The 26,728-nt window shown below is 59.1% G+C and carries 22 protein-coding genes; 13 read left to right on the forward strand and 9 right to left on the reverse strand.

The features are described from left to right. Positions 1 to 2: 2 nt before the first annotated feature. On the reverse strand, positions 3 to 1,742 hold the full coding sequence (locus ACR0MO_RS06135) for a peroxidase family protein (protein ID WP_480625774.1): 1,740 nt from the start codon (positions 1,740 to 1,742) through the stop codon (positions 3 to 5). A gap of 201 nt (positions 1,743 to 1,943) precedes the next feature. Beyond that, complete coding sequence (locus ACR0MO_RS06140) at positions 1,944 to 2,852, reverse strand: LysR family transcriptional regulator (protein WP_480625773.1); 909 nt, start codon at positions 2,850 to 2,852, stop codon at positions 1,944 to 1,946. 196 nt (positions 2,853 to 3,048) lie between these two features. On the opposite strand from ACR0MO_RS06140, the gene cuyA reads away from it, so the two are divergent. The 6 genes from cuyA (at position 3,049) to ACR0MO_RS06170 (ending at position 10,474) form a co-directional block, all read left to right on the forward strand. Then, positions 3,049 to 4,062 carry a D-cysteate sulfo-lyase gene (cuyA, locus tag ACR0MO_RS06145; RefSeq protein ID WP_480626264.1) on the forward strand — a complete coding sequence of 338 codons (1,014 nt, stop codon included), beginning with the start codon at positions 3,049 to 3,051 and terminating at the stop codon, positions 4,060 to 4,062. A 43-nt stretch (positions 4,063 to 4,105) separates the two neighbouring features. Further along, positions 4,106 to 5,065, forward strand: coding sequence for an ABC transporter substrate-binding protein (locus tag ACR0MO_RS06150; protein WP_170451792.1), 960 nt, complete (start codon positions 4,106 to 4,108; stop codon positions 5,063 to 5,065). Between the two features lie 71 nt (positions 5,066 to 5,136). Then, positions 5,137 to 6,192, forward strand: a complete 1,056-nt coding sequence (locus ACR0MO_RS06155) for a betaine/proline/choline family ABC transporter ATP-binding protein (protein WP_170451794.1) — start codon at positions 5,137 to 5,139, stop codon at positions 6,190 to 6,192. Further along, complete coding sequence (locus ACR0MO_RS06160) at positions 6,189 to 7,730, forward strand: ABC transporter permease subunit (RefSeq protein ID WP_170451796.1); 1,542 nt, start codon at positions 6,189 to 6,191, stop codon at positions 7,728 to 7,730. Before ACR0MO_RS06155 ends, ACR0MO_RS06160 begins: the two co-directional genes overlap by 4 nt. Beyond that, positions 7,727 to 8,452 (forward strand): alpha/beta fold hydrolase, encoded by a 726-nt coding sequence (locus ACR0MO_RS06165; protein ID WP_170451798.1) that lies wholly within the window; start codon positions 7,727 to 7,729, stop codon positions 8,450 to 8,452. Before ACR0MO_RS06160 ends, ACR0MO_RS06165 begins: the two co-directional genes overlap by 4 nt. Positions 8,453 to 8,590: 138 nt before the next feature. After that, positions 8,591 to 10,474, forward strand: coding sequence for an SLC13 family permease (locus ACR0MO_RS06170; protein WP_480625770.1), 1,884 nt, complete (start codon positions 8,591 to 8,593; stop codon positions 10,472 to 10,474). Between the two features lie 19 nt (positions 10,475 to 10,493). Here ACR0MO_RS06170 and ACR0MO_RS06175 read toward each other — a convergent pair whose 3' ends face one another. Continuing rightward, on the reverse strand, positions 10,494 to 11,456 hold the full coding sequence (locus ACR0MO_RS06175) for a LysR family transcriptional regulator (RefSeq protein ID WP_170451800.1): 963 nt from the start codon (positions 11,454 to 11,456) through the stop codon (positions 10,494 to 10,496). Between the two features lie 128 nt (positions 11,457 to 11,584). Here ACR0MO_RS06175 and ACR0MO_RS06180 point away from each other — a divergent pair, with 128 nt between their 5' ends. From ACR0MO_RS06180 to ACR0MO_RS06205, 6 genes are all read left to right on the forward strand, one after another. Beyond that, positions 11,585 to 12,592: a TAXI family TRAP transporter solute-binding subunit gene (locus tag ACR0MO_RS06180; RefSeq protein ID WP_170451802.1), complete on the forward strand. Its 1,008-nt coding sequence runs from the start codon at positions 11,585 to 11,587 to the stop codon at positions 12,590 to 12,592. Positions 12,593 to 12,673: 81 nt separating this feature from the next. After that, entirely contained in the window at positions 12,674 to 14,887 is a 2,214-nt protein-coding gene (locus ACR0MO_RS06185; protein WP_480890175.1) for a TRAP transporter permease, read from the forward strand. Between the two features lie 4 nt (positions 14,888 to 14,891). Continuing rightward, positions 14,892 to 16,130: an FAD-dependent oxidoreductase gene (locus tag ACR0MO_RS06190; RefSeq protein WP_170451807.1), complete on the forward strand. Its 1,239-nt coding sequence runs from the start codon at positions 14,892 to 14,894 to the stop codon at positions 16,128 to 16,130. 43 nt (positions 16,131 to 16,173) lie between these two features. Then, the gene (locus tag ACR0MO_RS06195; protein ID WP_170451809.1) at positions 16,174 to 16,914 is read left to right on the forward strand and encodes an aspartate/glutamate racemase family protein; all 741 of its coding nucleotides are present in this window, start codon (positions 16,174 to 16,176) and stop codon (positions 16,912 to 16,914) included. An 85-nt stretch (positions 16,915 to 16,999) separates the two neighbouring features. Then, a complete protein-coding gene (locus ACR0MO_RS06200; RefSeq protein WP_170451811.1) occupies positions 17,000 to 17,737 on the forward strand; it encodes a TSUP family transporter in 738 nt (245 codons plus the stop codon). A 61-nt stretch (positions 17,738 to 17,798) separates the two neighbouring features. Then, positions 17,799 to 18,770: a D-cysteine desulfhydrase family protein gene (locus ACR0MO_RS06205; RefSeq protein WP_480890178.1), complete on the forward strand. Its 972-nt coding sequence runs from the start codon at positions 17,799 to 17,801 to the stop codon at positions 18,768 to 18,770. 46 nt (positions 18,771 to 18,816) lie between these two features. Here the strand turns inward: ACR0MO_RS06205 and acdA are convergent, their stop codons facing one another. Continuing rightward, the gene (gene acdA, locus ACR0MO_RS06210) at positions 18,817 to 20,037 is read right to left on the reverse strand and encodes a 3-sulfinopropanoyl-CoA desulfinase (protein WP_480890181.1); all 1,221 of its coding nucleotides are present in this window, start codon (positions 20,035 to 20,037) and stop codon (positions 18,817 to 18,819) included. Positions 20,038 to 20,150: 113 nt separating this feature from the next. On the opposite strand from acdA, the gene ACR0MO_RS06215 reads away from it, so the two are divergent. Next, the gene (locus tag ACR0MO_RS06215; protein WP_480890184.1) at positions 20,151 to 21,032 is read left to right on the forward strand and encodes a LysR family transcriptional regulator; all 882 of its coding nucleotides are present in this window, start codon (positions 20,151 to 20,153) and stop codon (positions 21,030 to 21,032) included. A 46-nt stretch (positions 21,033 to 21,078) separates the two neighbouring features. Here the strand turns inward: ACR0MO_RS06215 and ACR0MO_RS06220 are convergent, their stop codons facing one another. From ACR0MO_RS06220 to ACR0MO_RS06240, 5 genes are read right to left on the reverse strand one after another with little or no spacing between them, the layout of a single operon-like run. Beyond that, positions 21,079 to 22,182, reverse strand: coding sequence for a Gfo/Idh/MocA family protein (locus ACR0MO_RS06220; RefSeq protein WP_170517439.1), 1,104 nt, complete (start codon positions 22,180 to 22,182; stop codon positions 21,079 to 21,081). After that, on the reverse strand, positions 22,179 to 23,249 hold the full coding sequence (locus ACR0MO_RS06225; protein ID WP_170517436.1) for a Gfo/Idh/MocA family protein: 1,071 nt from the start codon (positions 23,247 to 23,249) through the stop codon (positions 22,179 to 22,181). Before ACR0MO_RS06225 ends, ACR0MO_RS06220 begins: the two co-directional genes overlap by 4 nt. A gap of 14 nt (positions 23,250 to 23,263) precedes the next feature. Further along, positions 23,264 to 24,271 (reverse strand): ABC transporter permease, encoded by a 1,008-nt coding sequence (locus tag ACR0MO_RS06230; protein WP_170451824.1) that lies wholly within the window; start codon positions 24,269 to 24,271, stop codon positions 23,264 to 23,266. Beyond that, complete coding sequence (locus tag ACR0MO_RS06235; protein ID WP_170451826.1) at positions 24,268 to 25,206, reverse strand: ABC transporter permease; 939 nt, start codon at positions 25,204 to 25,206, stop codon at positions 24,268 to 24,270. The genes ACR0MO_RS06230 and ACR0MO_RS06235 overlap by 4 nt, the downstream gene beginning before the upstream one ends. After that, positions 25,203 to 26,687 (reverse strand): sugar ABC transporter ATP-binding protein, encoded by a 1,485-nt coding sequence (locus ACR0MO_RS06240; RefSeq protein ID WP_170451828.1) that lies wholly within the window; start codon positions 26,685 to 26,687, stop codon positions 25,203 to 25,205. The genes ACR0MO_RS06235 and ACR0MO_RS06240 overlap by 4 nt, the downstream gene beginning before the upstream one ends. Between the last annotated feature and the right edge of the window lie 41 nt (positions 26,688 to 26,728).

The raw sequence follows: 26,728 nt of genomic DNA on the forward strand, positions 1-26,728 counted from the left end.
CCTCAGCCCCCCGCGATCCGCCAGGGGAAGAATGGGTTGCGGGCATCGACCAGAGCTTCGGCAAGGTCCGGGCAATGGCGACGCACAACGTCGGAAAATCCGTTTTCGGCAACCCATCGGAACCCGGCCTCTGTGTAGATTTCCGGTCGGAAATCATCGGTATAGAAGCGATCGCTTTTCAGCCTGCGTGAGGCCATGAGGATGAAGATACGAAACGCCGTGTCCGAGAACCCAAAGCGCGGCGGCTGGTTTTTCGACTTCGCTTCGGCCAGTGTCCCGACCAGCAGGTCGACCTTTTCGACGGTGCCATAGACCTCTTGCAGTGTGGACTGCCAGTTGGGATCATCGGTGATGTCTTCAAAGGTTTCAGGCCGCGTCGCGCCGATGGCGGCCCGGAAATCGGCATAGCGCGGCACGCCCCGCTCGCGGTCACGCAGGACATCAACGGCGGCGAGGTCGAGGAACACATTCGCCTCAACCTTCTTGTCCAGACGGCGCAGGGTTTCGGGGAAGTTGTTCAGCACCAAGGCACCCGGATTTTCGGTCGCCAGAGAATACAGCACGTCGTCGAAACTCAGATTGTCATACAGCTTGCGTGCGCCCGGACCTGACACTTCGGTCAGCCCGGCGCTGTGCAGATGCGCGTTGTCGGAATGGCTGCGGAATTCATATGCGTCCGGCATCAGCGAGTGCAGCCGGTAGACCGAGCCGAACTCCTCGGTCATCGCATAGGGGCTGCCATGATGATCCCGCGGAGAGCCGGGAATGCCCGACATCACCTCGCTGTCCGAGACCCGACCCACCGCGTTGAACACGGTTTCGCCCATCAGGCCCCAATAGTTGCCACGCATCGCCATGCGGCCTTCGGGGCTGTCCATCAGCGCGGGCGTCCATTCTACGGTGTGGATCTTGGCCATCAGCGCCGAGTTCACCAACCGCGCCTTGTGAAACAGCCAGTCTTCGCTTTCATCCGGATGATCAATGCGCAACCGCGCCACGATGGAATTATGCTCGCGCGCGAACAGAGTGTGCAGCACCGACAGCCCGGTCCACCAGTTGCCGTTGACACCTGCCAGTTCCTGACCTTCGCGCTTGGCCTTTTTGTCGACGGGTAAAAGACCATCGTCCAAAGCAATTTCGGCCGATTTGGGCCGGCCCTTCAGTTTGGCGGTGCGGACGTAACGCAGACGTTCCTCGGTCGAGCCATAGATTTGCGATCCATCCCACCAACTGGTTTCGACATTGCGGAAGGTAGGTGGACGGTTGGCATCAGCATCCGTCACCTGTTTGTCGGGCATCGTGCGCCGTACGGTCATCTTGCCGCCCGGCCAGTCGTCACCTTCGGGTAGCGGCACGTCCAACGGCTCGGCATCCGGATCGTTGGGACCGTGGCTGAGCCAGTCATGCACCATGAACTGAATCCAGGCAGCCGCCAGCACGTTCAGATGTGGAACGGGTACAAATTCATGCCGCTTGAGAAGCTTTTCGCTAACCAGTCTGGGGCTTGGATCCATCAGATCCGCGTCGCTGGGCGGATAGGTGTCCCTCAGCGCGACATTGCGTCCGAACCGGGTGCCTGTCGCGCCCATGCGGGGCTGCGAAAGGTCGTTGAATTGCCCGTCCGCGGTGCGCCATCCGATAATGTCAAAATCCTCGGGCCGTTCGCCATCCAACGGCGCGGTTTCGGTATCGATCAGGTTGTTGTGCCGCAGGTTGACACGGTGGCCCAGAATAATCGCCAACGCAGGCAAAAACGGCCAAGCGTGCCAAACTCTAAATCTTTGAGAAATAGAGGCAAATCTGCCGAGCAGAGAGTCCAGAATTCTTTCGAACATCGAAAATGTCCTTAAAGACAGTGGGATAACAATAATCAAACTATTGTTTGTGCATATCACAAAATCCGTGACTTTGACAGTTGGGGGATTCCGCACCTGGATTGGCGGTCAGCGGTGTCGCGCCTTCGACCCCTGGTTGCTCCAGATCCCGAACAATTCGGCAGCAGCTGATTCCGTGCGGTCCGCGTAGATCGCGATGTCCATGGGCTCACGCCCCAACGCATTCGCCAGCGAGATCACCTCGCCGCTTTGCAATTCGCTGTGCACCATGCTGAAGGGCAGCCAACCGACCCCAAGGCCCTTGCGGACCATCTCGAGAATACCGGTCGAAAACGCCGTCTCGCAAATCGGGTTGGTGCTGTACCCAGCCGTCCCGAACCGGCGCTCCTTTCGGCGCAGAACCTGCCCGAAATAGCTGTTATCCGGATAGACGACTGCCGGCGCAGTGTCGGAAATGTCGCCCACGTCTTTCACCGCAAACCGAAGGGCCCCGCCCACCACAGGGATCAGATAATCCCGCCCCCAGGTTCCGCGCAATACGCCCGACCCGAACTCCAACGGTTCGGCCAGATCGGATTCGTAGCACAGCAGCATGCTGGCATCTTTGCGCAGGAACATGCTGACGCAGTCGCTTAGGTTAGCGGCATGCAGACGGAACCTGACGCCCGGCAGGTGCGACCGGGCCTTCAGCGCCATGTCCGGGAACCGGGAAAACACCTGCGCATGTTGTGCCGCGATCCTGACGGTGGTCGCCTTGGGGTCATGATGGGCAATTTTTGTGCGTAGCTCGCGAAGCTGGACCAGAAGCGCACGTATCTCGGGTTCGTTTGAGATCAGCGCGGCGCTGATCTCGACCCGGTTGGTTTTGCGGTCCAGTATGGTGACGCCCAGCCAGTCTTCGAAGGACCGGATACGCCTGGAAAACGCGGGCTGGGTGATATGTCGGCGCGCGGCGGCCCGGCTTAGATTGCCCTCTTCCAGCAGAACAAGAATGTCCTCTAACCATTGTGTATCCATGAAAAGCGCACCCCCAGCCAAAGCAAAAGTATGAGTAGCCGTACAAAAAAGCACTGTTTTTCTTTGATTTGATAGGAAACGCTTTGAGAGATCCCAACGGTAAGGACCTCAGAGCATGGCAGAGTCGGCAGAAATCTCGGAGAATACTGCGGGCGAAACCGCAGACCTAACCTTTAGCCTGTGCAAGGAACTGTCGATCAGTCTGGCCCGGTTCCCGCGGATTTCCTTCGGGCATCTTCCGACACCTCTGGAACCGATGGACAGACTCAGCGAGGTGCTGGGCGGCCCGCGCCTTTGGGTCAAGCGGGACGATTGTACCGGCCTGTCGACCGGTGGGAACAAGACCCGGAAGCTTGAATTTTTGATGGCGGACGCCGTTGAAAAGGGCGCGGACACGATCATTACCCAGGGCGCTACGCAATCCAATCACGCCCGCCAGACTGCTGCTGCGGCGGCCAAACTGGGGTTGGAGTGTCACATACTGTTGGAAGATCGCACCGGATCGGATGACCCCAACTACATCATGAACGGAAACGTTCTGTTGGACCGCCTGCACGGGGCCTCGGTGTCCAAGCGCGACGGCGGTGCGGACATGAATTCCGAAATGGACAGGTTGGCCGATCACCTGCGGAGCGAGGGCAAGAAGCCTTACATCATTCCCGGAGGGGGCTCGAACGCCATTGGTGCGCTAGGTTATGTCAACTGCGCCCGCGAATTGACCGAACAGGCAGCCAGAATGGGATTGTCGATTGAAGCGCTGGTTCATGCGACCGGCAGTTCCGGGACTCAGGCCGGGCTTGTGGCCGGGCTGGCGGCGATCAAAAGCACCACGCATCTTCTGGGTATTGGCGTTCGGGCTCCGCAAGACAAGCAGGAACAGATGGTGTTTGAACTGGCGACCAAAACCGCAGCGCATCTGGAACTGGACGCGCAGATCGCCCGCTCAGAAGTGCGAGCGAATTGCGATTATGTGGGGCCCGGCTATGGGCTGCCGACCGACGGGATGATCCGGGCGGTCAAGCTGTTGGCCCACACCGAAGGGCTGCTGTTCGATCCGGTATATTCAGGCAAGGGCCTCGACGGGCTGATCGATCAGATCCGCAAGGGTTATTTCGACGGCATGAGCAATGTCGTGTTTCTGCACACTGGTGGAAGCGCGGCCCTGTTTGGGTATTCCGATGCCTTCGGACTGCCCGGTTACACACCATAAAAACAAGAACAAAACAAAAAGCGACCAACAAGGAGAGATCACTATGTCACTGAAAAAAACCCTCATCGGCGCGGCGCTGCTGACCACGTTTGGGGCGACCGCTTATGCCGAAGACGTCAAGATCGGCGTGCCGTCCTGGACTGGTGCTCAGGCCATCGCCTATGTGCTGGGCGAGATCGTCGCCACCCGCATTGGCGGGACGGTCGAATATGTTCCCGGCAATAACGCCACGATCTTTCAGGCGATGGATCAGGGCAAGGGTGACATCGATGTTCATCCGGACGTCTGGCTGCCGAACCAGGAGAGCTTTACCAAGAAATATGTGGATGAGGCGGGCACAGTGACGCTGTCCTCCAATCCATACGAAGGGAACCAGGGGTTCTGCGTGTCCAAGGATTTCGGTCAGGCCAACAACATTACCGACATCGCAGATCTGGGTCGCCCGGATGTGGCCGCGCTGATGGACAGTGATGGCAATGGCAAGGGCGAGATGTGGATTGGCGCGCCCGGCTGGGCCTCGGCAAATGTCAACGAGGTCAAGGTGCGCGACTATGGCCTATTGGACTTCATCGAACCGATCCGAGCCGAAGAAAGTGTCAAGACCGCGCGCATCAAGGACTCGATCGCCAAGGGCGAAGGATATGCGTTCTATTGCTACAAGCCGCATGCGGTGTGGTTCATGTTTGATGTCGAGATGCTGACGGAACCCACCTATGACCCTGCAAAATACGTGATGATCCAACCGTCCGACGATGCCGATTGGTACGAAAAATCCAATGTGGCAACGAAGGACGCCCTGAAGCAGGTTCAGATTGCTTGGTCGAACTCGCTGGCCGACCGCTCGCCCGCCATTGCCGAGTTTTTTGCCAACTTTGCCCTGACCGCCGATGATGTCAGCGGTCTGGCCTTTGAAATCAGCGCCAATGGTCGCGAACCGGCTGATGTTGCGAAGGACTGGGTCAATGAGAACTCGGACCGCGTCGACTCGATGCTGGGGCTGTAAGCGCCCAACTGAACTGCCGGTACCGGTTTCGGCCGGTCCCGGACCTGATCTCTTCAAACAGTGGCGCAAAAATGAACGCAGAAACCGTCATCGAGATTTCGAATGTCTGGAAGATTTTCGGGGCTAAACCACAGGCCGCACTGCAAGCTGTTCGCGAGCGCAACCTGAGCAAGGCCGAGGTACTGGCCGAGTATAACTGCGTTGTCGGTGTTGCGGATGTCAGCCTGTCGGTGAACCGGGGTGAAATCTTTTGCATCATGGGCCTGTCGGGCAGCGGCAAGTCGACCCTTGTGCGCCATTTCAACCGTTTGCTGGAACCCACCGCGGGCAAGATCGAGATCGAAGGCACCGATGTGATGGCGTTGGGCACGAAAGACCTGCAGCACTTTCGCAACCAGAAGATCGGTATGGTGTTCCAGAACTTCGCGCTGATGCCGCACCGCTCCGTTCTGGACAACGTGGCGATGCCGCTGGAGATCAGGCAGGTTGCCAAGAATGAACGGATGCGTCAGGCGGCGGCCATTCTGGACATCGTCGAGCTGGGGGCCTGGGGGTCCAAGTTCGCCCATGAACTGTCCGGCGGGATGCAGCAGCGTGTCGGCCTTGCACGGGCGCTGGCGGCCAATCCGGATGTTTTGCTGATGGACGAACCGTTTTCGGCCCTTGACCCGCTGATCCGGCGGCAATTGCAGGATGAATTCATCCGACTGTCGAAAATCCTCAAAAAGACAACGGTGTTCATCACCCACGATCTGGATGAAGCCGTTCGGATCGGGGATCGCATCGCCATCATGCGCGACGGCAAGGTTGTGCAGATGGGCACGGCCGAAGATATCGTCATGCATCCCCAGGATGACTATGTCGCCGACTTTGTCGCCGGGATATCGCGTCTGAAAGTGGTGCATGCCAAGGTCGTCATGCGCCCGATTGAAGACTGGACGTCCCGGAACGGCCCCCTGCCCGCCGATCTGCACCGCGTCAGCAGCGATGAGACGCTTAGCAATCTGATCAATCTGGCCATTGATGATGACAATCCCATCGTCGTGGCCGACGCGGGTGCCGATGTTGGCGTCATCACCCGCGCCGACCTGCTGCGTACCGTTATCGAAGGGACCGAGGTGTCATGAGGGACGAAAACATCAATCCGCTGGAAGACACCGAAAGCGAGGCCGCGCTGGCCTATGCGGAAGAGCGCAAAGAGAATATTCGCACCTTTGTTCGCACGCATCCCGACTACTACATCGCCAATTTCGACAAGGTCGGTGCCTCGGCGCGGTTTACGCCGACCTTCAACTTTTTCGCTGGGCTATTCGGGCCGATCTGGTTTGGTGCGCGCGGCTTGTGGTCTTGGGCGCTGTGCTTTCTGATCATCGAGGCGATTGGCTTTGTCCAGATCGCCCGTGGCCTGTTCGGAGATCTCGCCTCGGACGCGATGGCCCGGATCGCGTCTATCGAGGGCACCTTAGAGTTACGCAAGCAACAGCTTGCGGCGGCAATCGAGGCGGGCTCGGACCGGGTGGACGCGTTCCAGCGTGCGGTGGACGGGCTAGAGGCGAATATCGGCGGCATTCGCGCCGAGGCCGAGGCGCTGGCAGAGCAAGGCCCAACCATCGCCCTGACCGGCCTTGTCATCCTGATCATCGCCAAGGTGGCTCAGTCAGTGATGGCCAACTGGGCGCTGGAAGCTCGGTTTTCTGAATGGCTGTCGGACCGGTCGATCCGGTCCGGGATGCCTGTATCCCAGATCGTGTTCAGCGCGGTGTTCATGGTTCTGATCGTGACGGTCGCCATGATCAACTACAGCTTTCCGGGGCGTTTCGCGATCCTCAGCGATTTTCCGACGGACCCGGAATTCCGACTGCTCAGCATCGACGGGGTCGAGGCGTTCTTCAATTGGGCCGTTCTGAATGGCGAGGCGCTGTTCGACGGGATCACCTATGCCATCCGTCTGGTGCTGGACGCGCTGGAACTGGTGTTTGTCAGCACCCCTTGGATCGTGATTGCGTCGCTGATCATCTTGTTGACCTGGCTGACGGCCGGTGTGCGAATGGCGATCTATTCCGGCGCGTTTCTGGCCTATATGGGCCTGCTTGGGTTTTGGGAAAAAGCCATGACAACGCTTGCTTTGCTTGGAACGGCGGCATGTCTGTCCATCGTCATCGGAATCCCACTGGGCATGTTCGCGGCACGCCGTCCCCGGTTCTATGCGTTCATTCAACCGATCATGGATTTCATGCAAACCATGCCCGCCTTCGTATTCATGATCCCGGTAATTGCGTTCTTCGGAACAGGCAAACCCGCCGCCGTCGTCACAACGATGATTTTCGGCGGCACCCCGGTGGTACGCCTGACCGTTCTTGGTCTGCGCGGCGTCCCCGAAAGCGTGCGCGAGGCGGCGATCAGCTTTGGGGCCAACAAATGGTATCTGCTGACCAAGGTCGATCTGCCATTGGCCAGCCCGTCGATCCGGGCGGGAATCAACCAGACCATCATGCTGTCGCTGGCGATGGTGGTTGTCGCCTCGCTGATCGGTGCCAAGGGGTTGGGTGAGGATGTTCTTGAGGCCCTGCAATATGCCAATGTCGGACAAGGTATCCTTGCAGGGTTCGCCATCCTGTTCTGCGCAATGATCCTGGATCGCATTGTTCAGGGCCAGCGCAAGTGACGCCCCTTGTTCTGGTGCACGGCCTGATGGGCGGCAGCCCGCAGTGGAACTTGCAATACAAGGCATTTTCAGACCATTTCGAGGTCGTCGCCCTTGACCTGCCCGGCTTTGGCAAGAACGCACATCTTTCCGCGATAGACCGCATTGATGGTCTGGCCGACTGGGTGATCGCGCATCTGCGTGCGCTTGGTACAGACAGGTACCACCTTCTGGGCCACTCGATGGGCGGTATGGTGGTGCAAGAGATCGCTCGCGCTGATCAAAGCGGCGTGCAGAAGCTGATCCTGTACGCGACCGGTGCAATTGGCGTCCTGCCCGGACGGTTTGAAACCATCGACGAAAGCAAAGCCCGCGTTGAACAGGACGGCGTCGCAGCCACCGCAAGCCGGATCGCGGCAACGTGGTTTTGGGAAACCAAGGCCGCGCCCCATTTCAAGGATTGCGAAACCCTGGCCCGAATGGCCACGAAAGACGCCATTCTCGCCGGTCTGGATGCAATGCAAAATTGGTCCGGAGCAGAACACCTGCAAGACCTGCAACAGGAGACGCTGGTAGTCTGTGGCGACCGGGACCGAACCTATTCGTGGGACCAGACGCATCTGCTTTGGTCCAGTATTCCCAACGCCAGCCTGTCCGTGATCCCCGGATGCGCGCATGCGGTGCATATGGAGAAGCCCGCGCTTTTTAACGGCGTTTTGTTGGACTATCTCATGACCGGTTAACTTGCAGAACCAGCGACCCAACCCGGCTTGAAATTAAATTACGTTATCGCCCGTGAAATCGAAACAACATGACAAGGCCATCATGATCGTTTAGGTGTTCACTTAAAACGAAAAGAAGACAAAGTTACCGAGAACTCTGTGGAACAGGTTGTTTTTACGTTCGAGATGGGAGTCGTTTGCGCGCTGTTGGCGTTTACCGTGTTCCTGTTTGTTTCAGAAATCGTCAGGATTGATCTTTCGGCCATATTGGTGCTCGTTCTGGTCGGCCTGCTGAGCTATGCGCCGGGTCTTGAGAACCTGGCGGATGTCTCTCACCTTTTCGATGGGTTTGCGTCAAACGCCGTAATCTCGATCATCGCGGTCATGATCGTGGGTGCCGGGTTGGACAAGACCGGCATCATGAACAAGGTCGCGGCTGTCATTCTGAAATACGGCGGTACGGCTGAAAACCGGGTATTGCCTATCGTTTCGGGAACGGTTGGCGTTATCTCATCTTTCATGCAAAATGTGGGCGCGGCGGCGCTGTTCCTGCCGGTTGTCAGCCGCATATCCTCACGGTCCGGTATTCCGCTTTCGCGTCTGCTGATGCCGATGGGCTTTTGCGCCATCCTTGGCGGCACGATGACAATGGTCGGGTCATCGCCGCTGATTTTGCTGAACGATCTGGTTGTGACCGCGAATGAGGGGCTGCCGGACGATCAGAAAATTCAGCCGTTTGGCCTGTTCTCGGTCACTCCGATTGGCGCGGCGCTGATCCTGACCGGGATCGCGTATTTTCTACTGCTTGGCCGATGGGTACTGCCCGGCGACACCGGATCCGACAATACCGGCACCAGCCAAGGCACGCAGGAATATCTGCAACGGGTCTACGGCCTGAAAGCAGATGTTTTCGAGGTTGTGGTCCCCGCAGACAGCCCCTTAGTCGGTCAGGTGTTGGCTGACATCAACCACGAAAACCACCTGTATATCATCTCGACCTTCTATCGCGGCAAAACATCGATGGTGCAGGTTCTGACGGCCGAAATTGCCGCGCCATGTCGGTTGGCCATCATCGGGCGCCGCTGGGTGGTAGAGGAATTTGCCCAGAAGTTTGGACTGAAGGTCCTGCCCGAGTTGGACATTTTCGTCGAAGAATTCGCACCCACAAATGCCGGTATTGCCGAAGTGGTCGTGACACCCGACAGCAAACTGATCGGGAAATGCCCCCGCGAGTTGTTGTTCCGCAAGACCTACGGAATGTCCCTGCTGGCCATCCACCGGGGCGAAGAGACACTCAGCCATGTCGAAACGGACACGCACGAGTCCACGCAGATCGGTCTCGAAACCTTCAAAGCAGGTGACATGCTGGTGGCACATACCAGATGGGACAACCTGATGCGGATCACGCAGGATCCTGACTTTGTCGTGGTCACATCCGATTTCCCTCAGGAAGAGTTGCGCCCGCAAAAGGTTGGCTGGGCGCTGGCCTTCTTTGCGATTTCCCTGTCGTTGATTTTGTTCACCGACGTGCGGCTGTCGCTGTGCCTGCTGACCGGTGCCGCCGGAATGATGCTGACCCGCGTGCTGAGCGTGGATGAGGCGTATCGCGCCGTGGGATGGAACACCGTTTTCCTGCTGGCCTGTCTGATCCCCTTGGGTCAGGCGGTGCAAAATACCGGCACGGCGGCGTGGATCGCCCAACAGATCATGGTTCTTTTGAATGGCTGGCCGATCTGGGCGCTGCAGGCCGGTGTCGCGATACTGGCCACAGCGTTTTCGCTTGTGATGTCAAATGTCGGGGCCACCGTATTGCTTGTGCCGCTGGCCGTGTCCATTGCAGTTGCCGCCGGAGGAAACCCGGCTGTTTTCGCCCTTACGGTGGCCATTTCCACCTCAAACAGCTTCATCATTCCGACGCACCAAGTGAACGCCCTGATCATGGGGCCTGCCGGCTACAAGGTCATGGACTTTGTGCGATCCGGCGGCGTGATGACGATACTGTTTTTGGTGGTTTCGATGTTGATGCTGAACTTGATTTACTAAGCTTGAAAAGCTGGCGACTTCATTCGCCACTCTGCTCAGAAATCATTTTGGCAGTTGGCTTGGCCCCCACGTCGTCAAGCATTCTGATAACTTCGGCTTTCCAACCTGCCTTGATCTTCAGCGCCAGTTGCGACGGCGGGCGGTGTTCCGGTTCCAGAATTGCGTATTCATACCGAAGCGGGTTTGCGAACGGCAGGAACACGACCTTTCCGGCAGACAGGCCCAGCTCCTGTTCCGTCGCGACGGTCAAAGGGTCCACGATTGTGCAGCATTGGCCCGAGCTTACAAACGGGATAAGGGGCAGAAAATACTGGCAGGTCACTGTCGAATTGTAGCGGGCCGATACCTCCTGAAACTTGCTGCGGATTTTGTGCTGGAACGGGTGCGTTGCGTGCAGCCCGCCCATCGGAACCCCGTCGAGGTCCGAGATCGAGATACTGTCACGCGCGGCCAGCGGGTTGTCCCGGTCAATCGCACAGAAACAATCGGCCCGGATCAGCTCGGCAGAATATTGCGGCTCTTTCCCGGTCGCGTGTTCGAAATCGGCAAAGCCAAAGTCGATATTCTGCGTCCCGGCAAGCTCCATGATCTGGGGAGAACTGCGGGTGGACAGCGTGATGCGGATGTCCGGGTTCTCTCCGACCGATTGGCTGATGAAACGCGGGAACAGAAAGGCCGACGGCCCCGGCATCGTGGCGATGTTCAGGCTACCGGAATGGCCCTTGATCAACCCCTCCATCGTGCTGGAAATCGCCGCGAGACGGTCCAGAATACCCGTCGTTTCGGCCAGCAGGTAATGCGCCTCGGGAACCGGAACCAGCCGCCTGCCCTTACGCTCGAACAAGGTCAGGCCAAGGGTTTGTTCCAGGTTCTTCAGGGCCAGGCTGATCGCGGGTTGGGTGCGGTTCAGTTTTCTGGCGGTCTGAGAGATGGAGCCGGTTTCCATCACCTCGCGAAAGACTGTGAGCTGCGTCAGGTTCATTCCTGTCGTATAAGCCAAACTTTAGTTTTGTGAAATATAACAAATTTGTATTTATGCCATTTGTCTTTACGCTTTTGGGATCGAGGTTCGGTCAAACCGAATCCCACGAACCAACAACGGAGACGACGATGAAACTCGTGAAATGCCTGACAGGTCTGGCTTTGGCTGGCGCGCTGGCCGCCCCGGCGCTGGCGCAGGATCCGACCTTTTTCCGCATCGGCACCGGCGGGGCCGGTGGAACCTATTTCCCCATTGGCGGCACCATTGCAAACGGTATCTCTGCCCCTCCGGGCTCGCGCCCCTGCGAGGAAGGCGGCCAATGCGGTGTTCCGGGCCTGATCGCCATTGCGCAATCCACCACCGCGTCGGTGTTCAACAACGCCGCTGTGCAAAATGGCGAGCTTGAGGCCGGTCTGGCCGCAGCCGACGTAACCCGCTCGATGTATCTGGGCGAGGGTAAGTTCGAAGGCAAGCCCCACCCCAATCTGCGCATCGTCGCAAACCTATTCCCCGAAGACCTGCATCTGGTGCTGCCAGCCGGTCAGACGATCAATGATCTGAGCGATCTGGAGGGCAAGCGCGTGGGTATCGCGCAGGCCGGTTCCGGCACGCAGGTCGCCGTGTTGCAGATGCTGGACGCCTGGGGCGTCAATCGCGACAACATGGACGAGGCCGAGCTGAACAACAGCCAAAGCGCCGAGCGTCTGGCCGATGGTCAGCTTGACGCCTATTTCTATGCCGCAGGCTGGCCCGTTGCCGCGATGGTGCAGCTGTCCTCGACCAAGGGGATGAACCTGCATTCCTTCACCGACGAAGATATGGCGAAGATCAATGAGATCATCCCGGCCTATATCCCCTCGACCATTCCCGGTGGGGTTTATGAAGGTATCGACGGTGAGACCAAAACCCCTGCGGTCAGCGCGATGCTGGTTGTGTCCTCGGAATTGTCCGACGAACTGGTCTATGGCCTGACCAAGGCGCTGTGGAACGACAACACCCGCAAGCTGCTGGACAATGGCCACGCCAAGGGCAAGCAGATCACGGCTGAAACCGCGCTGGACGGTGTCGAGGCTTTGGGTGTTCCGCTGCATCCGGGGGCCGAGAAATTCTATAAAGAAGCCGGTCTGCTTCAGTAATCGCAACCGACTGAAACCTGTCGCCGGTGCCCCTTATACGGGGCACCGCATTCTGGAACTATGCGAAATCAGGGGGCCATCATGTCCGAGACCCAGAAATTTGATGACCACGAACTGACGGCCGAGGAACTGGCGGCCATCGAGGAACAGTTCGACGAAGGTGCAGCCGTCCGTCAGGTCACGCCCGCCATGGGCAAGGTACTGCGCGTCGTTGCCCTGATCTTTGCGTTTTACGAATTTTTCACCGCAGGCTTCGGCCTGCCTGCCGACCACTGGCATATGGGCATCTATCTGGCCCTGCTGTTCATTCTGGTCTACGCCACCATTCCGATTGTGGGGGCCAAAAGCCTCTATGCCCTCAAGATCAGCCGCTTTCGGATCGGAAACATCCCCCTTTATGATCTGGTTTTCATGGGGTTCGGCATCGTCGCCGCGCTTTATGTGGGCGTTGCCTGGCGCGGCATCCCCTTTCTGGGGATCGAGGAACAGACCTTTCGCATGGGCAACCCGAACGGCTATGACGTGTTCCTTGGCGTCGTCATCATCCTGCTGGTGCTGGACATCGCTCGCCGGACGCTGGGCTGGGTGCTGCCGCTGATCATCTGTGTCTTCATCTCATACGCGCTGCTAGGACCGTATTTCCCCGGCTTGCTGCAACATCCCGGCGTGAATTTCAAAACCTTCGTGTCGTCGATGTATTTCCCGCAGGAAGGCATCTATGGCGTCACGCTGTGGGTGGTGTCGACCATCGTCTTCCACTTTGTCCTGTTCGGCGTCATCGCACAACGCACCGGGTTGGGGCAGCTTTTCATCGACAACGCAACGATTTTGGCGGGCCGTTATACCGGCGGTCCGGCCAAAGTGTCGGTGGTATCCTCGGCGTTTTTCGGCACGATCTCGGGGTCCTCGGTGGCCAACACCGTATCAACCGGCGCGCTGACCATTCCCAACATGAAGCGCCTTGGATACCCCGGCCATTTTGCAGGCGGGGTCGAGGCCGCGTCCTCGGCCGGGGGTCAGATCACCCCGCCGATCATGGGGGCCGCTGCCTTCATCATGGCCGAGTTCCTTGAGGTACCCTACACCACCATCGTCATCGCCGCGATCTTCCCGGCGATCCTGCACTATGTCGGCGTCTTTGCCGTGGTGCACCTGATGGCGCGCAAGCTGAACCTGAAAGGCTTGGCGAAAGAGCAACTGCCCCAGCTCAAGGCCGTCTGGGCTGAGGGCTGGGCCAATATCGTGCCGTTGATCGGCCTGCTGGTCGTGCTGTTTACAGGCTACACCCCGTTCATGTCCGCCTTCTGCGGCATATCATTGGCGGTGATTGCGGGCATGTCGCGTCTAAGACACCCTCCGACACTGATCTACGCGGCGGCGTTTCTGGCCTTTGTGCTATGGAAATTCTCGGATGGCGGGTTCGACCTGACCATGACGGCCATTCTGTGTGGCCTGTCGCTGATCGCGACCCTTAACCCCCAGAAACGGATCGAAGTGCCCGAGATGCTGGCCGCGGTTGAACTGGGTGTGAAATACTCGCTGGCCGTGGGGGCCGCCGCTGCCGCTGTCGGCATCGTGGTGGGTGTGATCAACACCACCGGCATCGGTTTCCGCATTGGTTTCATGGTGACGCAGGGCGCGGGCAATCTGGCAGCGGATCTCTACAACATGATCTCGTTCGGCAGTTTCCAGCTGTTTGCGATGGAAGACCTGCAATTGTTCATCTCGCTGGTCTTTATCGCCATCGTCTGCATCCTGATGGGCGCAGGCATCCCGACCACCGCGCTTTACATCATGCTGGTCTCGGTCGCGCAGCCCGCATTGGCACAGCTTGGCGTCCCGCCCATCGCTAGCCACCTGTTCGTGCTGTATTACGGCGTGGTGTCCGAGATCACGCCACCTGTCTGCACATCCGCCTATGCGGCGGCGGCGATTGCCAACTCGAACCCGTTCCGAACCGGGCTGTCGGCTTTCACCCTTGGGCTGGGCAAGGTCATCGCACCCATGGCATTCGTCTATGCGCCGGTCCTGCTGTTCGTGTCCTCCACCGGGTTCAATCTGTGGGAGTTCACCTATGCTGCCACCAGTTGTATCGCCGGGGTCGTGGCCCTGTCGGCGGCGGTGGTGGGCTATTGGCTGAAGCCGTTGAACATGGTGTCACGCATCCTGATGGCCATCGCCGGGGTGATCTTTGTCGCGCCAAGCCTGACCGCCGATCTGATCGCGCTGGCCGTGGCCGCTCCGGTCATCGTCACCCAACTGATCGCGCGCAACCGCAGTCATTCCCCGGCCTGATGCTATGACAGAACAGGTGACCATCATCGGCGCAGGGATCGTCGGCATTTGTTGCGCCCTTTCGCTTCAGGAACGCGGCATTCAGGTGCGCCTGATCGACCGGGGGGAACCGGGACAGGAGACCTCGTTCGGGAATGCGGGCGTGATCTCGCCCTGGTCGATCATCCCGCAGGCCATGCCCGGGGTGTGGAAGCAACTGCCCCGGATGCTGCTGAACCCCCAAAGCGCCTTGTCAGTGCGCCCGAGTTTCTGGCCAAAGATGATCCCATGGGGCCTGCGGTTTCTTGGCAATTCGAGCGAGAGCAAAGTGCGCAGCACGTCAGAGGCGATGGAACTGCTGTGCCGCCCTTCGATCGACCTCTACCGCAAGCACCTGAATGGAACGGGGCACGAAGGCCTGATCACCGACAGCTATTATGTGCACGCGTTTCGCCGCGCGGAAGATGCCAACCTGAACGGTCTGGATTATCAAATCCGCAAGGAAAAAGGCGGGCAGATCGAACGGGTCGACGGGGCCGAGCTTCGGCGTATTGAACCGGCTTTGTCCCGGGATTTCAAAGCCGCCGTGTTGATCAAGGGACAGGCGCGGGCGCTGTCTCCGGGCCGCATTGGCGCAGTGCTGGCCGAGAAAGCCCGCACTCAGGGTGCCGAGTTTGTAAGAACCGAAATCAAGGCAATCTCGCAAGCCCCTGATGGGCGCTGGGACCTGACGACCTCGGACAAGACGATACAGGCCTGCCACGTCGTCATGGCCGCCGGGGTGTGGTCGGCAGACCTGCTGAAACCGTTGGGCATCAAGCTACCGCTGGTGGCCGAGCGCGGGTATCATATCGAGTTTCCGGACGCCCACAGCACGCTCAGCCATTCGGTGATGGACGTGGACGCAAAGATTGTCGCCAGTTCCATGCAGGACGGCCTGAGGGTTGCGGGAACGGCCGAGTTTGCCGAGATCGACGCCCCCCCGGACCCGCGCAAAAAGGCGCTGCTAACCCAACAGGCGCAGGCGATGATGCCCGATCTGAACCTGCAGGGCGCGCGCTTTTGGATGGGGCGGCGTCCGTCCTTTCCCGACAGCCTACCGGCCATTGGTCAGGTGAACGGAAAATCGGGCCTCTACGCCGCCTTCGGGCATTCGCATTACGGATTGATGATGGCCCCAAAGACCGGAGAGCTGGTGGCCGATCTTCTGTCCGGTCGGCGGCTCAACATCGATCTCGATCCGTTTTCACTGGGGCGGTTCTAGGCACCCTGCCCGCGCCTCAGCTTGGCTAAAGAAAGGAACACCCATGCCGGTTTTCAATGGCGGACAAAATATCTGCGGCGCGTCCATTGGCGTGCTGTGTCTGGAAAGCTATTTCCCCAAGCCGCCCGGCCATATCAAGAACCCGTCCAGCCTGCCCTTTCCTGTGCTTTATGAAATGATCGACGGCATCACCGTGCCGGACCTGTTGAACGACCCCAAGCCCGAATTGCTGGACCCGTTCATCAAAGGCGCACAACGGCTCGAGGCCGAAGGCGTGCGCGCAATCACCGGCAGTTGCGGTTTCCTTGCCTTGTTTCAAAAGGAACTGGCCGCCTGCGTCTCGGTCCCGGTGTTTGCCTCAAGCCTGATACAAGTGCCGCTGGCGTTCCACATGACCGGGGCCAAAGCGCCTGTTGGCGTGTTGACCGCAGATGCCCGGGCCCTGACGCCCCGGCATTTCGAAGGCGTCGGAGCCGCAAACATCCCCGTCGCCGTAAGAGGGCTGCAAGACACCGAAGAATTTGCCGAGGTGATCCTGCGGAACACGCGGACACGCATGGACACCGACCTGATCGAGGCCGAAGTTCTGCAAGCCGCCCGTGATCTGCAACGCGAAACGCCGGACATCCGGTCTGTGGTGCTGGAGTGCACCGACTTGCCGCCCTACGCCGCGCAAATACAGGACGCGCTGAAGCTGCCGGTCTTTGACCTGACGACGCTGGCGCAGATGGCGCACGCGGTTTCGGTGCGGTCTGCGTATTCTGGCATTATGCCTTGGGCTTGATCATTCGTTGCCTCGACGCTCGCTTTTGGGCCGCCTCCAAACTAGACGTTAACGTGGATCGATGAGGCGATGAGCGTGGCAAAAGGTGTTTGAAGTTTCTCTGGAACTGTCCTTGTTGATGATCGCCGTTTTTCTGGGCGCCTTGCTTCAGGTTGGCATCGGCATCGGGTTCAGCATTCTGGCCGGTCCGCCCATGATGATCCTGCTGGGGACGGCGACAGCGGTTCCGGCGCTTTTGCTGCTGAACACAATCGTTTCGGTGGTCGCCACGGACTGGCGCATCGTCACGGTCGAACGACGCACAATCACAACGGCGATTTTGGGCTGCCTGATTGGCGTGGTTGCGGGGCTGATGGTCTATCCATGGCTCAGCGAAGCCTTCGTGCTGGCCCTGACCGGATTGCTGTTGCTGATCGGCGTTGTCACGACCCTGCTTCCGATGCGGAACGCGATTGGCGCGACCGGCTTTGCCGCCGTGTCCGGGCTGTCCGGGTTGGCAACCGTCTGGGCCGCGACACCCGGCCCATTGATGGTGTTCGGGCTGATCGCGCGGGGTTTTGAGGCCCGGGCGGTGGCCCTGCTGGTTCAACCCATCGCGCTGGTCGCCTATGGCGCGGCGTTTCTGCTGCATGGCCTTTCCGATTGGCAATCGATTCCACTCGGCCCCCGACTGTGGACTTTCGTGGCCATCGCAATTTTCGGTAGTCTGGTCGGACGCGCGGTCAGATCGCGCCTGCCCCAACCCCTTGTCAGAACCGCGATCCGGGCCATCTCGCTAGTGGCCTGCTATGTTCTTTTCCAACGCGCGTATCTTGTCGCATGAACTTTACAGGTCGAACCCGATGACACAGGATCTTCTCTCAAAATTCCCAAGGGCCCGCTTCATGACCGGTGCAACACCGGTTGAGCGTCTGGGCCGGATGTCGGAAAAGCTGGGGATCGACCTCTGGCTGAAACGCGATGACCTGACCGGGCTAGGTTTTGGCGGCAACAAAACCCGGCAGCTTGAGTTCTACTTTGGCGACGCTCAGGCACAGGGCGCGGATACTGTTCTGATTACCGGGGCGGTTCAGTCCAACTATGTCCGCTCGGCCGCGGCTGCGGCGGCGCGGCTTGGCATGACATCCGTCCTGCAATTGGAAGAGCGTGTTCCGGATATGGGCCCGGACTATTATCAATCCGGCAACGTGTTGCTGGCCCGGATCCTTGGGGCCGAACACATGCATTATCCTGTTGGTGAAGACGAAGCCGGGGCGGATGCTGCCCTGCACGCCCGGGCCGAGGAACTGCGGGCGCAGGGGCGCAAACCCTATGTCATCCATCTGGGTCTGCATCATCCGCCATTGGGCGCGCTAGGCTATGTTGCCGCCGGGCAGGAATTGTGCCAGCAGATGCAGGATTTTGACGCCGTTATTGTCCCTTCGGGCAGCGGTGCGACCCATGGCGGGTTGCTGACGGGCATCAGAACCAGCGGCGTGTCCGCGCCGGTTTATGGCATCTGCGTTCGCCGAAACAGCGCGCTGCAACAGGACCGGATGGTGACGGTCCTTGAACTGCTGTCGGACCTTCTGGGCGTTGATCCGGCAAGTGTGGCGGCCGACGTCCGAACATCGGACACAGCGCTGGCCCCCGGCTATGGCAAGCTGGGGCCAAAATCCCGTGCCGCACTGGCACTGATGGCACGGACCGAGGGGGTGTTCCTCGACCCCGTCTACACGGCCAAGACCTTTGCCGGACTGATTGATCTGGTCGAGCAAAAACAGATCAAGCCCGGGCAAAAGGTGGTGATGATCCATACCGGAGGGCTGCCTGCCCTGTTCGGTTACCAGAACGAACTCGGCCCCGCACACGACTGACACGGCTATTTGGTTCCGCAGCGCGTGGTTTAATCCATCACAAGCCTTATTCGGCGGCCAGGTTTTGGAACGAAAGGTCCTGTTCCAGATACCCATCCCGCGTTTGCGGGCATTTTATGCCCAAAGCGGAACTGGCGATCTGATTGCGCAAAATCTGCGCGGTTCCGCCGCCGATCGTGAACATCCGGACATCCCGGTACATGCGCTCCAGCGGCTCGCGGTCGCTATAGCCGCGCGCTCCAAACATCTGTAACGCGTCGTTCACGACCTTGATCGCCATTTCCGACGCGAAGAGCTTCGCCCGCGCCGCTTTGACCATATCTGGAAACTGGCCTTGGGCACCGGTTCGTGATTTTGCAGCGTCTTGCAACATCAGACGCGCCGCGTGGACCTGCGTGTCCATGTCAGCCACCATCCATTGCAGTCCCTGAAATTCCGCCAGCGGTCGTCCGAATTGCTGGCGGTCCAGCAGATAGCGTTTCGCCCGTTCCAACGCTCCGGCTGCCACGCCCATCGCAATCGTGCCTGCACCAACCCTTTGCGAGTTATACGCCTGCATCAAATCGGCAAACCCGCGCCTTAACCCTGAGGGGGGCTTCAAAAGCCAATCCTCATGCACCTTGAGATTGGTGAACTTCAACTCCGCCTCGGGCATACCACATAGACCCAGGGTGTTTTCCCGGCCGGTGATCTCAAACCCCTCGGGCAGGTCCGCGTTCATCGGATCGGCAAATACAATAAAGCCCCCAATGCCCATCTCATCGCCCGCCTCATCGATCACACGGGCGAAAATCAGGTGCAGCTTTGAAACACCGCCGCCGGTGATCCAGTGCTTCCGGCCATTTATGACGTAGGTGTCGCCTACCTTCCGGGCCGTCGTCTGCATATCGGTCGCCGCACTGCCTGCGTCCGGCTCGGTAATGCAAATCGCCGGTTTGTCCCCCGCCAGAACATGATAGGCACAGAACGCCTTTTGCTGTTCGGTGCCATAGGCCATGACCGCGCTGATGCCACCCATATTCGCCTCGACCACAACGCGGGCGGTCAACGTGCACACTTTTGCGATCTCTTCGACCACTTCCACAACGTCGAGGAAACTTGCGCCCTGACCGCCGAACTCTGTTGGGATCGTCATTCCCATGATCCGGGCTTCTGTCAGGGCTGCGACGTTGCTCCAGCAATAGCTGCGGGTTTTGTCCCAATGGGCGGCCCGCGCTTCAAACGCAGGCGATAGGTCTTTGACTGTTTCGACAAATCGATGAGTCATTGCGGGGACTCCTGCGCGGCACTTCACGAAAGCGTGGTAATGCAAGGGTAACAGATGCAGTAATTCAGCAAAACGAACTTAAATTTGACATCTAATTCAGGTACACTGAATTTATGCAGACCCGTTCACTAAAAAGTCTTGTTAAGATCTCTCACGTTAAGTCTTTCAGCGACGCGGCTGAACAGCTTGGAATGACGTTACCTGCGCTGTCTATGCAGATGAAATCATTGGAAGAAGCCTTGGGCACCGAACTGTTCGACCGCTCGGTCAGACCACCGCGCCTTACGCCAATTGCGCGCGCAATCGTCGAAGAGGCGGTTCCTTTGCTGCGGCACGAAGACAATCTGATCGAGATATGCCGACAAGGCGGAGGGCTGGCAGGCAAGTTTCGTTTGGGGTTTGTCACCACAGCGGCGGTGCGCCTGCTGCCCGGATTTCTTCAGACCGCCAGTCGGGAATTGCCGCAGGCCTCGTTCGAATTCGAAACCGGTTTGTCTGCCAGCTTGCAGCAAAAAGTCGTCTCGGGGCTGCTGGATGCGGCGATCATCACCGACGCAGATGGTCTGCCCAGCCAACTGGCATCCGAAGTTTTGCGGCAGGAGCCATTTGTATTTGCAGCCCGCAAAGACCTTCTCGATCAAGGTTTGCCCAGTTTGTTGTCCGAAGGCGTGTTCTTCCACTTCATGCCGGATACCGGGATCGGGAAGCTGATCGCGCGGGTGATGGTCAGCCATGAACGCCCTGCCCAGTCCAAGACTGTCGTACTGGATAATCTTGAGGCCATCATGGAATGCGTCTCGGCCGGGTTAGGCTTTACGCTGCTGCCTGTCCCTGACGTCGAACGCTACCGCGCGCCGGACCTGGTTGTGCTGGATGCCAAAGCCACGATGCAGCGCAAACTGGTTCTTGTCACGTTGCGCGACAGCGTTCTGGACCGGTACCGGAGCGAACTGGCATCCTCGCTGGGCCGCACTTCGAACGATGGTGTCACATAGTCCCGTCGATTTCCCCTCAAATCGAGGGATAGGTGCGCCCTGATGGTTACATCGGCGGTTCAATCTCGACAGGTTGGCCGCTGCGCTGCGATTGGATTGCAGCAAATGTCAGCGCCAGAGATTTCAGATTGCTCCGGGCGGAATTGTCCGGTGAGCGATCTTCTTCGATGGCGCAAAGCAACTCGCCCATTGCGCCTTGAAACCCGTCATTGAACCAGGCGCCCTGCAACGCGGGCCGGCTATACCCATCTGCAGTCGTCAGGGTGATCGTTTGCTGCCCTAGGTCTGCTCCGGTTGAGGATATGCTTCCCTTGGTGCCGGAGATATAGGTCGTGTCCAGTGGCCCGTGTTGCGTGCTGCCGTCGAAAACCAGACTGGCCTGCCCCTGTTCCAGACTGACCACGGCCTGCGCCAATAACGGCACCTTGTTATCCTGCCCCCGCGCGTGAGAGGCGCTGGCGAACACCGATTTCGCCCGGTTGCCAACAATAGAAGACACGAAATCGAACCAGTGAATCCCGAAGTCATACAGGATCAAATCCTCGATTTCGTCGAACGGCGTGCCTGCGGTCCAACCATGGTTCCAGTGAATGGAGGTGTGGACGGACTGGACATCTCCGATATGCCCAGCGCGACACGCTTCGCGCATCCAGGCCATGTGCGGCGACCATCGTCCATTCTGGTTAACCGCAAGCTTCACGCCTTGTTTGTCGGCCAGTTCTACCAGCGTTTTTCCGGTTGTCAGATCGGATACAAAGGGTTTCTGGCTTAGAACATGCTTTCCCGCTTTCAGAGCAGCCTCGATTACTGGCGCACGTATGTCGGTGGGCAGAGTTATGTCGATGATGTCTATTTCGCGGTCTTCCAAAAGGTCTTGATAGCGTTCAACAATGCGGGCATCAGGAAAGAACTCTGCCGCTTTGCCTTCCGCTTTTGCACGGCTTCGGTTCCATAGCGCCACGACATCCCAACCCGCAGTGCGGTATGCATCCAGATGGCTGTTCGAAATACCTCCCGTTCCGATCATGCCGATCCGAGGGCGATAGGTTCGGGGGTTTGGTGGAAGGTAATCGACCTCGGGCGCGTTGATCTGCGGCAAGTCCTTGGATTTCAGCGCGTAGGTGTCTGTGTCGGCGGCATCGTCGCTCATGGCAGCAGTTCCAATGTGCGTTTTTCGGCGGCGGATTGAACGGCTGTGTCCACGATCCTCTGCGCCGTCAGGCACAATTGCGGATTCAGCGGACCGGCCACCGCTTCGCCGCGGCTGATGCAGCCCAGAACGTACTCGATTGCGTTTGTCTGGCCTTTGGGCAGCGGATCAGCAGGGATTTCATGCCGCTCTGGCCGGGCGCGGGTTTGGACGGTCACGTGGTCGGCATAGTCGGGCGAAGAGATCGTTCCATCCGTGCCGACAAAGACAAACCCACAGGTAGGCTGCGGCTGAGTGGTCCACGGATCAGTAAACGTTCCCCAACGGGTTTCCATCTTGGACAAACCGCACGCATAGCGGCAGACAGCAATGGCATGTTGATCGACTTCGATACCGGGTGTTTCGTCGACGGTGCATGTCACCTCAATCGGGGCTTCCCCGTCCATGTACCACGTCCCCAGTGTCGCGCCGTATCCGAGGTAGTCCAGCAACGACCCGCCGCCCGAGGATTTCTTGTACCACCAAGAGGTTGGCTTTTCCTGTTCAACCTCTTCCGGGCTGACCTCGACCTTGTCGGCAAGGTGAAAAAGCGGGCCGCGATTGCCGTCGTAGAAATGCACCTCTCGCAACTCGCCGATCAGTCCTTCATCGATCAGGCGCTTGGCGGTAACGTGGCTTTCCACCCACCGCAAAGGCCAGTTGATGATCAGTTGTTTCCCGGTCCCGTCCATGGCCGCGATCATGCGGCGCGCGTCATCCGAGGACGCAGCGAATGGTTTTTCGACGAAGACATGCACGCCATGCGCTGCCAGTTTTTCAGTGTAATCGGCGTGGTCTGCCGTGGCGACGCATAAAACGGCCATGTCATAGGTTCCCGCGGCCATGCAGGCATCGAAATCGGTAAAAACCCGGTCTGGCGGAATATCGAAATTCTGGACCGCCGAAGCCATTTTCTGCCTGTCGGGATCATAGATACCGGCAATTTCCGCTTCAGGGTGTTCATGCACCATGCGGAGCAGATCGCCCATATGCATGTGGTCAAAGCTTATTCCAACAATCCGAAACATGGGCGTCCTCCGTTCTAACGGTTTCCCGTGATCCTGACATAGATGGCCGTCACCGCCAGGATGATCAGACCAAACAGCGCCGTTCTTGCGCCTTCGGGCATCTGCATCAGGGTCAGCATTGTATCCAGAACCCTGATGATCAAGGCGCCCACAATGGCACCCGCAAAACTGCCACGCCCGCCAAAGATCGAGGTTCCGCCGATCACCGCAGCCGCGACCGAGGGCAGCAGCAGCGGATTGGCAAGGCTCAGCGAGGTTTGCCGGATCATACCAAGATATAGCAACCCCGCGACCGCCGCGATCACCCCCGACAGCGCGTAGAGCGCCAGATAGACCTGCCAGGATTTGACGCCCGAAAGCTTGGCCGCGTTTTCGTTCGAGCCCAGCGCGAACAGCAACCTGCCAAAGCCGGTGAATCGCATCAGCCAGAAGATGAACAAGGCGAAGGGCACAAACAGAAACAACCCGTTGGGCATGGACAAGGTGCGCCCGGTTCCAAGCCACGCCAAAAAGGCCGGGATCTCGGACCCGGCATTGATCACCATCCGCTGATAGACCTGCAGACAGCCCGTGGCGATCAGGCCGGTGCCAAGGGTCATGATCAACGGATGCACCCGCACCAACCCAACCCCAAGGCCGTTGACGACCCCGACAACCAGACCGGAGGTCAAGGCGACCAGCACCGCAGGCGTCACGCCCCAGATCGAGGTCAGGGTGGCGCAGACAAAGGCCGCGACGGTTGCGACAATGCCCGCCGACAGGTCGATCCCGGCGGTCAGCATCGTCAGCACCTGACAAGCGGCCAGCATCGCAAGCGGTATTGCAAACTTGATCAAGTTGCCAACCCAGAAGGTCGAGACCAGCCCATCGCGCCCCGCCCTGAACGGCGTGACAATACCGGGCCGCATGAACTCCAGCACAGCGATCAGCAAGACCAGAAAGATCAAAAGCGGTATCACAGGATTATCCCGCAGATACCGTCCAAAGCGGACGACGGGTGGGTCATTCACGGCCATGCTCATCGTCTTGCTCCTCGCGCGGTGGCTGCGGTGCCAAGCAATACGACGGCCACCATGATCGTCCCTTCGATGATTGTCGTGACATTGGGGTCCACGGCCAGAAATGTCAGGATCGTGCGCACGATGCGCAGGATGAACACAGCGACAATCGGCCCAAGCAGCCCGCCGCGCCCGCCCCCCAGAACCACGCCGCCCAGAACAACGGCGGCGACCGAGGCCAACAGATAGGGTCCGGGCACCGGCTCACCAATGCCGGTCAGTGCCGCAAGGCTGAGCCCGCCGAAGGCACAGAAAAGCCCACAAATTCCGTAGGCTGCGATTTTGACGCGCCCGACGGACACCCCCGATCGAAAGGCCGCGCGTTCGTCTGATCCGGTTGCATAGATCGAGATACCAAGCTTGGATCGCCGAAGGGGCAGCCATACCACCGCAATACATCCGACCATGATGGCCAAGGCGCTAGGTACCCCAGGAATGACACTGCCGCGAATGCTCTGCTGGACCCAATCGGTGGTTGACCCGCCCGGCGTTTCCAGGATCAAAAGCGCTACGCCTTCCCAGACAAAAAGCATCGCCAGCGTGACCACGATATCAGGCACTCGGGTCAGAACGATGAGGGCGCCGTTGATTAGTCCCATCGCCAATCCGATGCCAAGCACGATCACGATGGCCGGTAGTCCGGACATCCGCTCCATCAGCACAGCGGCAGAGACGGCACATACAGCCATCATCGATGCAACCGACAGATCGATCCCGCCGACGATCACCACCACCGCCATGCCCGCCGTTGCGAAAGCAAAGGGCAATGCGGCGCGGGCAACGCTTTCCAACCCAGACGCACCGAAAGAGGGCTGTATGAGTTTTGTGACAGCCAGCAAAACCAGCAGCAACGCGACAAGACCCAGAAGCCAGGAGTGTTTGCGCAGGGTCTTGGTCACGCTGCACTCTCGTTTTCAGTTAGCCCATAAGCCGCGCGCAGCAGGGTTTGCTCGTCCGCGTTTTTGGCGTCGATCACGTCCACAACACGGCCATTGAAAATGACCAGCGCGCGGTCGCAGGCCAGCGGCACCTCCTCCAGTTCCGACGTATAGAACAGGACCGAGGCCCCGTTTTGTGCAAGTTCCCGCACCAGAGGGTAAATCTGGCGTTTGGTCCGCACATCGATCCCCCGCGTCGGATCAAACAGCAACAGCGTCTCGACCCCCGTGGCAAGCCATCTGCCAATGGTCACTTTCTGCTGGTTCCCGCCCGACAGGCGCTGCACCTCACCCTGCGCGCGTGTATCGATCTGTAGCTTCTCGATGGCGTAATCGACCCGCTCACGCTCTTGCCGCAGGTTCAGTTGGCCCCAATCCCGCAGGCGCGCCGAGAACGGCAGGGCGATGTTCTCTTTGACCGATCGTTGCGCCAACAGCGCGTCGGCCCGGTCACCCGGCACAAAGGTCAACCCGGCCGAGATCGCATCGGCAGGGTGCCTGAACGCAACCTGCGATGCGTTCACCTCGATCACCCCGGCGGTCGGAGGCAGAAAGCCAGCCAAACAGTCGAACATCTCATCCTGCCCCTGCCCTTCAAGCGCGACAACGCCAAGCACCTCGCCCGGATGAAGGTCGAACGAGATATTCGACACCTTCGGCGCAATCGCCAGATTTCGAACAGACAGGCGCGGATTGCCTTGCGCGACAGAACTCGCGCCGTTGTTTTCGCGATCCCCAAGGTCCAGTTTCTGACCCAGCATCAGTTCAACGGCCCGTTCTTCGACGCCCGGCTCAATCCTCAGATCACCAACGGTCATACCGTCACGCAGAACCGAGGCCCGGTCGCACAGCTCAGAGATTTCGCTGAACCGGTGCGACACGTAAATGACACCCATGCCCTGATTTGCCTGCTCGCGCACAACCGTCAGTACCCGCTCAACCAGATCGGTTGGCAGCGCGGCTGTCATCTCATCCAGCAAAACCACATCCGGCTCGGACGCTAAAGCGCGCGCGAGGTCCAGAATGCGCAACGTGGCAAGCGGCAGGTCTGCGATCAGGTCCGAGAGGTTCAGCTTTTCAATCCCAAGCTCACTGACCCAATGCCTGAACGGCGCAAGCGGTGTATCGGTCAGCCGAAGGTTATCGGCCACATCCAGATCAGGGATTAGTGAGGGTTCCTGATAAACCGGAACAAGGCCCGATTTGCGCGCCTCGGCTGGGCTGCCAACGCGGGCCACCTGTCCCCGGATCAGCACCTTGCCGCTATCCGGCTTCAAGGCGCCGGTGATGATTTTCACGAAGGTGGATTTCCCGGCGCCGTTTGCACCCATCAGGGCGATCACCTCGCCCTTGGAGACGCTCAGATTGGCATCGGTCAAAGCACGGACAGCACCAAAGTTCTTGGCAATCCCGGACGCGTCGAGAAGGTGTGTTTCGGTCATCGGTGCCCACTATTCCAACTTGGTTGCCCCCCGCCCGATCC

The sequence above is a fragment of the Ruegeria sp. K5 genome, from assembly GCF_056531805.1.

Coding starts and splice junctions, on each gene's coding strand:
- ACR0MO_RS06205 (WP_480890178.1), top strand. CDS start 17,799: ATGACCGGTGCAACACCGGTTGAGCGTCTGGGCCGGATGTCGGAAAAG.
- ACR0MO_RS06195 (WP_170451809.1), top strand. CDS start 16,174: ATGCCGGTTTTCAATGGCGGACAAAATATCTGCGGCGCGTCCATTGGC.
- ACR0MO_RS06220 (WP_170517439.1), bottom strand. CDS start 22,182: ATGAGCGACGATGCCGCCGACACAGACACCTACGCGCTGAAATCCAAG.
- ACR0MO_RS06185 (WP_480890175.1), top strand. CDS start 12,674: ATGTCCGAGACCCAGAAATTTGATGACCACGAACTGACGGCCGAGGAA.
- ACR0MO_RS06215 (WP_480890184.1), top strand. CDS start 20,151: ATGCAGACCCGTTCACTAAAAAGTCTTGTTAAGATCTCTCACGTTAAG.
- ACR0MO_RS06225 (WP_170517436.1), bottom strand. CDS start 23,249: ATGTTTCGGATTGTTGGAATAAGCTTTGACCACATGCATATGGGCGAT.
- ACR0MO_RS06230 (WP_170451824.1), bottom strand. CDS start 24,271: ATGAGCATGGCCGTGAATGACCCACCCGTCGTCCGCTTTGGACGGTAT.
- ACR0MO_RS06180 (WP_170451802.1), top strand. CDS start 11,585: ATGAAACTCGTGAAATGCCTGACAGGTCTGGCTTTGGCTGGCGCGCTG.
- acdA (WP_480890181.1), bottom strand. CDS start 20,037: ATGACTCATCGATTTGTCGAAACAGTCAAAGACCTATCGCCTGCGTTT.
- ACR0MO_RS06175 (WP_170451800.1), bottom strand. CDS start 11,456: ATGAACCTGACGCAGCTCACAGTCTTTCGCGAGGTGATGGAAACCGGC.
- ACR0MO_RS06160 (WP_170451796.1), top strand. CDS start 6,189: ATGAGGGACGAAAACATCAATCCGCTGGAAGACACCGAAAGCGAGGCC.
- ACR0MO_RS06240 (WP_170451828.1), bottom strand. CDS start 26,687: ATGACCGAAACACACCTTCTCGACGCGTCCGGGATTGCCAAGAACTTT.
- ACR0MO_RS06155 (WP_170451794.1), top strand. CDS start 5,137: ATGAACGCAGAAACCGTCATCGAGATTTCGAATGTCTGGAAGATTTTC.
- ACR0MO_RS06190 (WP_170451807.1), top strand. CDS start 14,892: ATGACAGAACAGGTGACCATCATCGGCGCAGGGATCGTCGGCATTTGT.
- ACR0MO_RS06150 (WP_170451792.1), top strand. CDS start 4,106: ATGTCACTGAAAAAAACCCTCATCGGCGCGGCGCTGCTGACCACGTTT.
- ACR0MO_RS06140 (WP_480625773.1), bottom strand. CDS start 2,852: ATGGATACACAATGGTTAGAGGACATTCTTGTTCTGCTGGAAGAGGGC.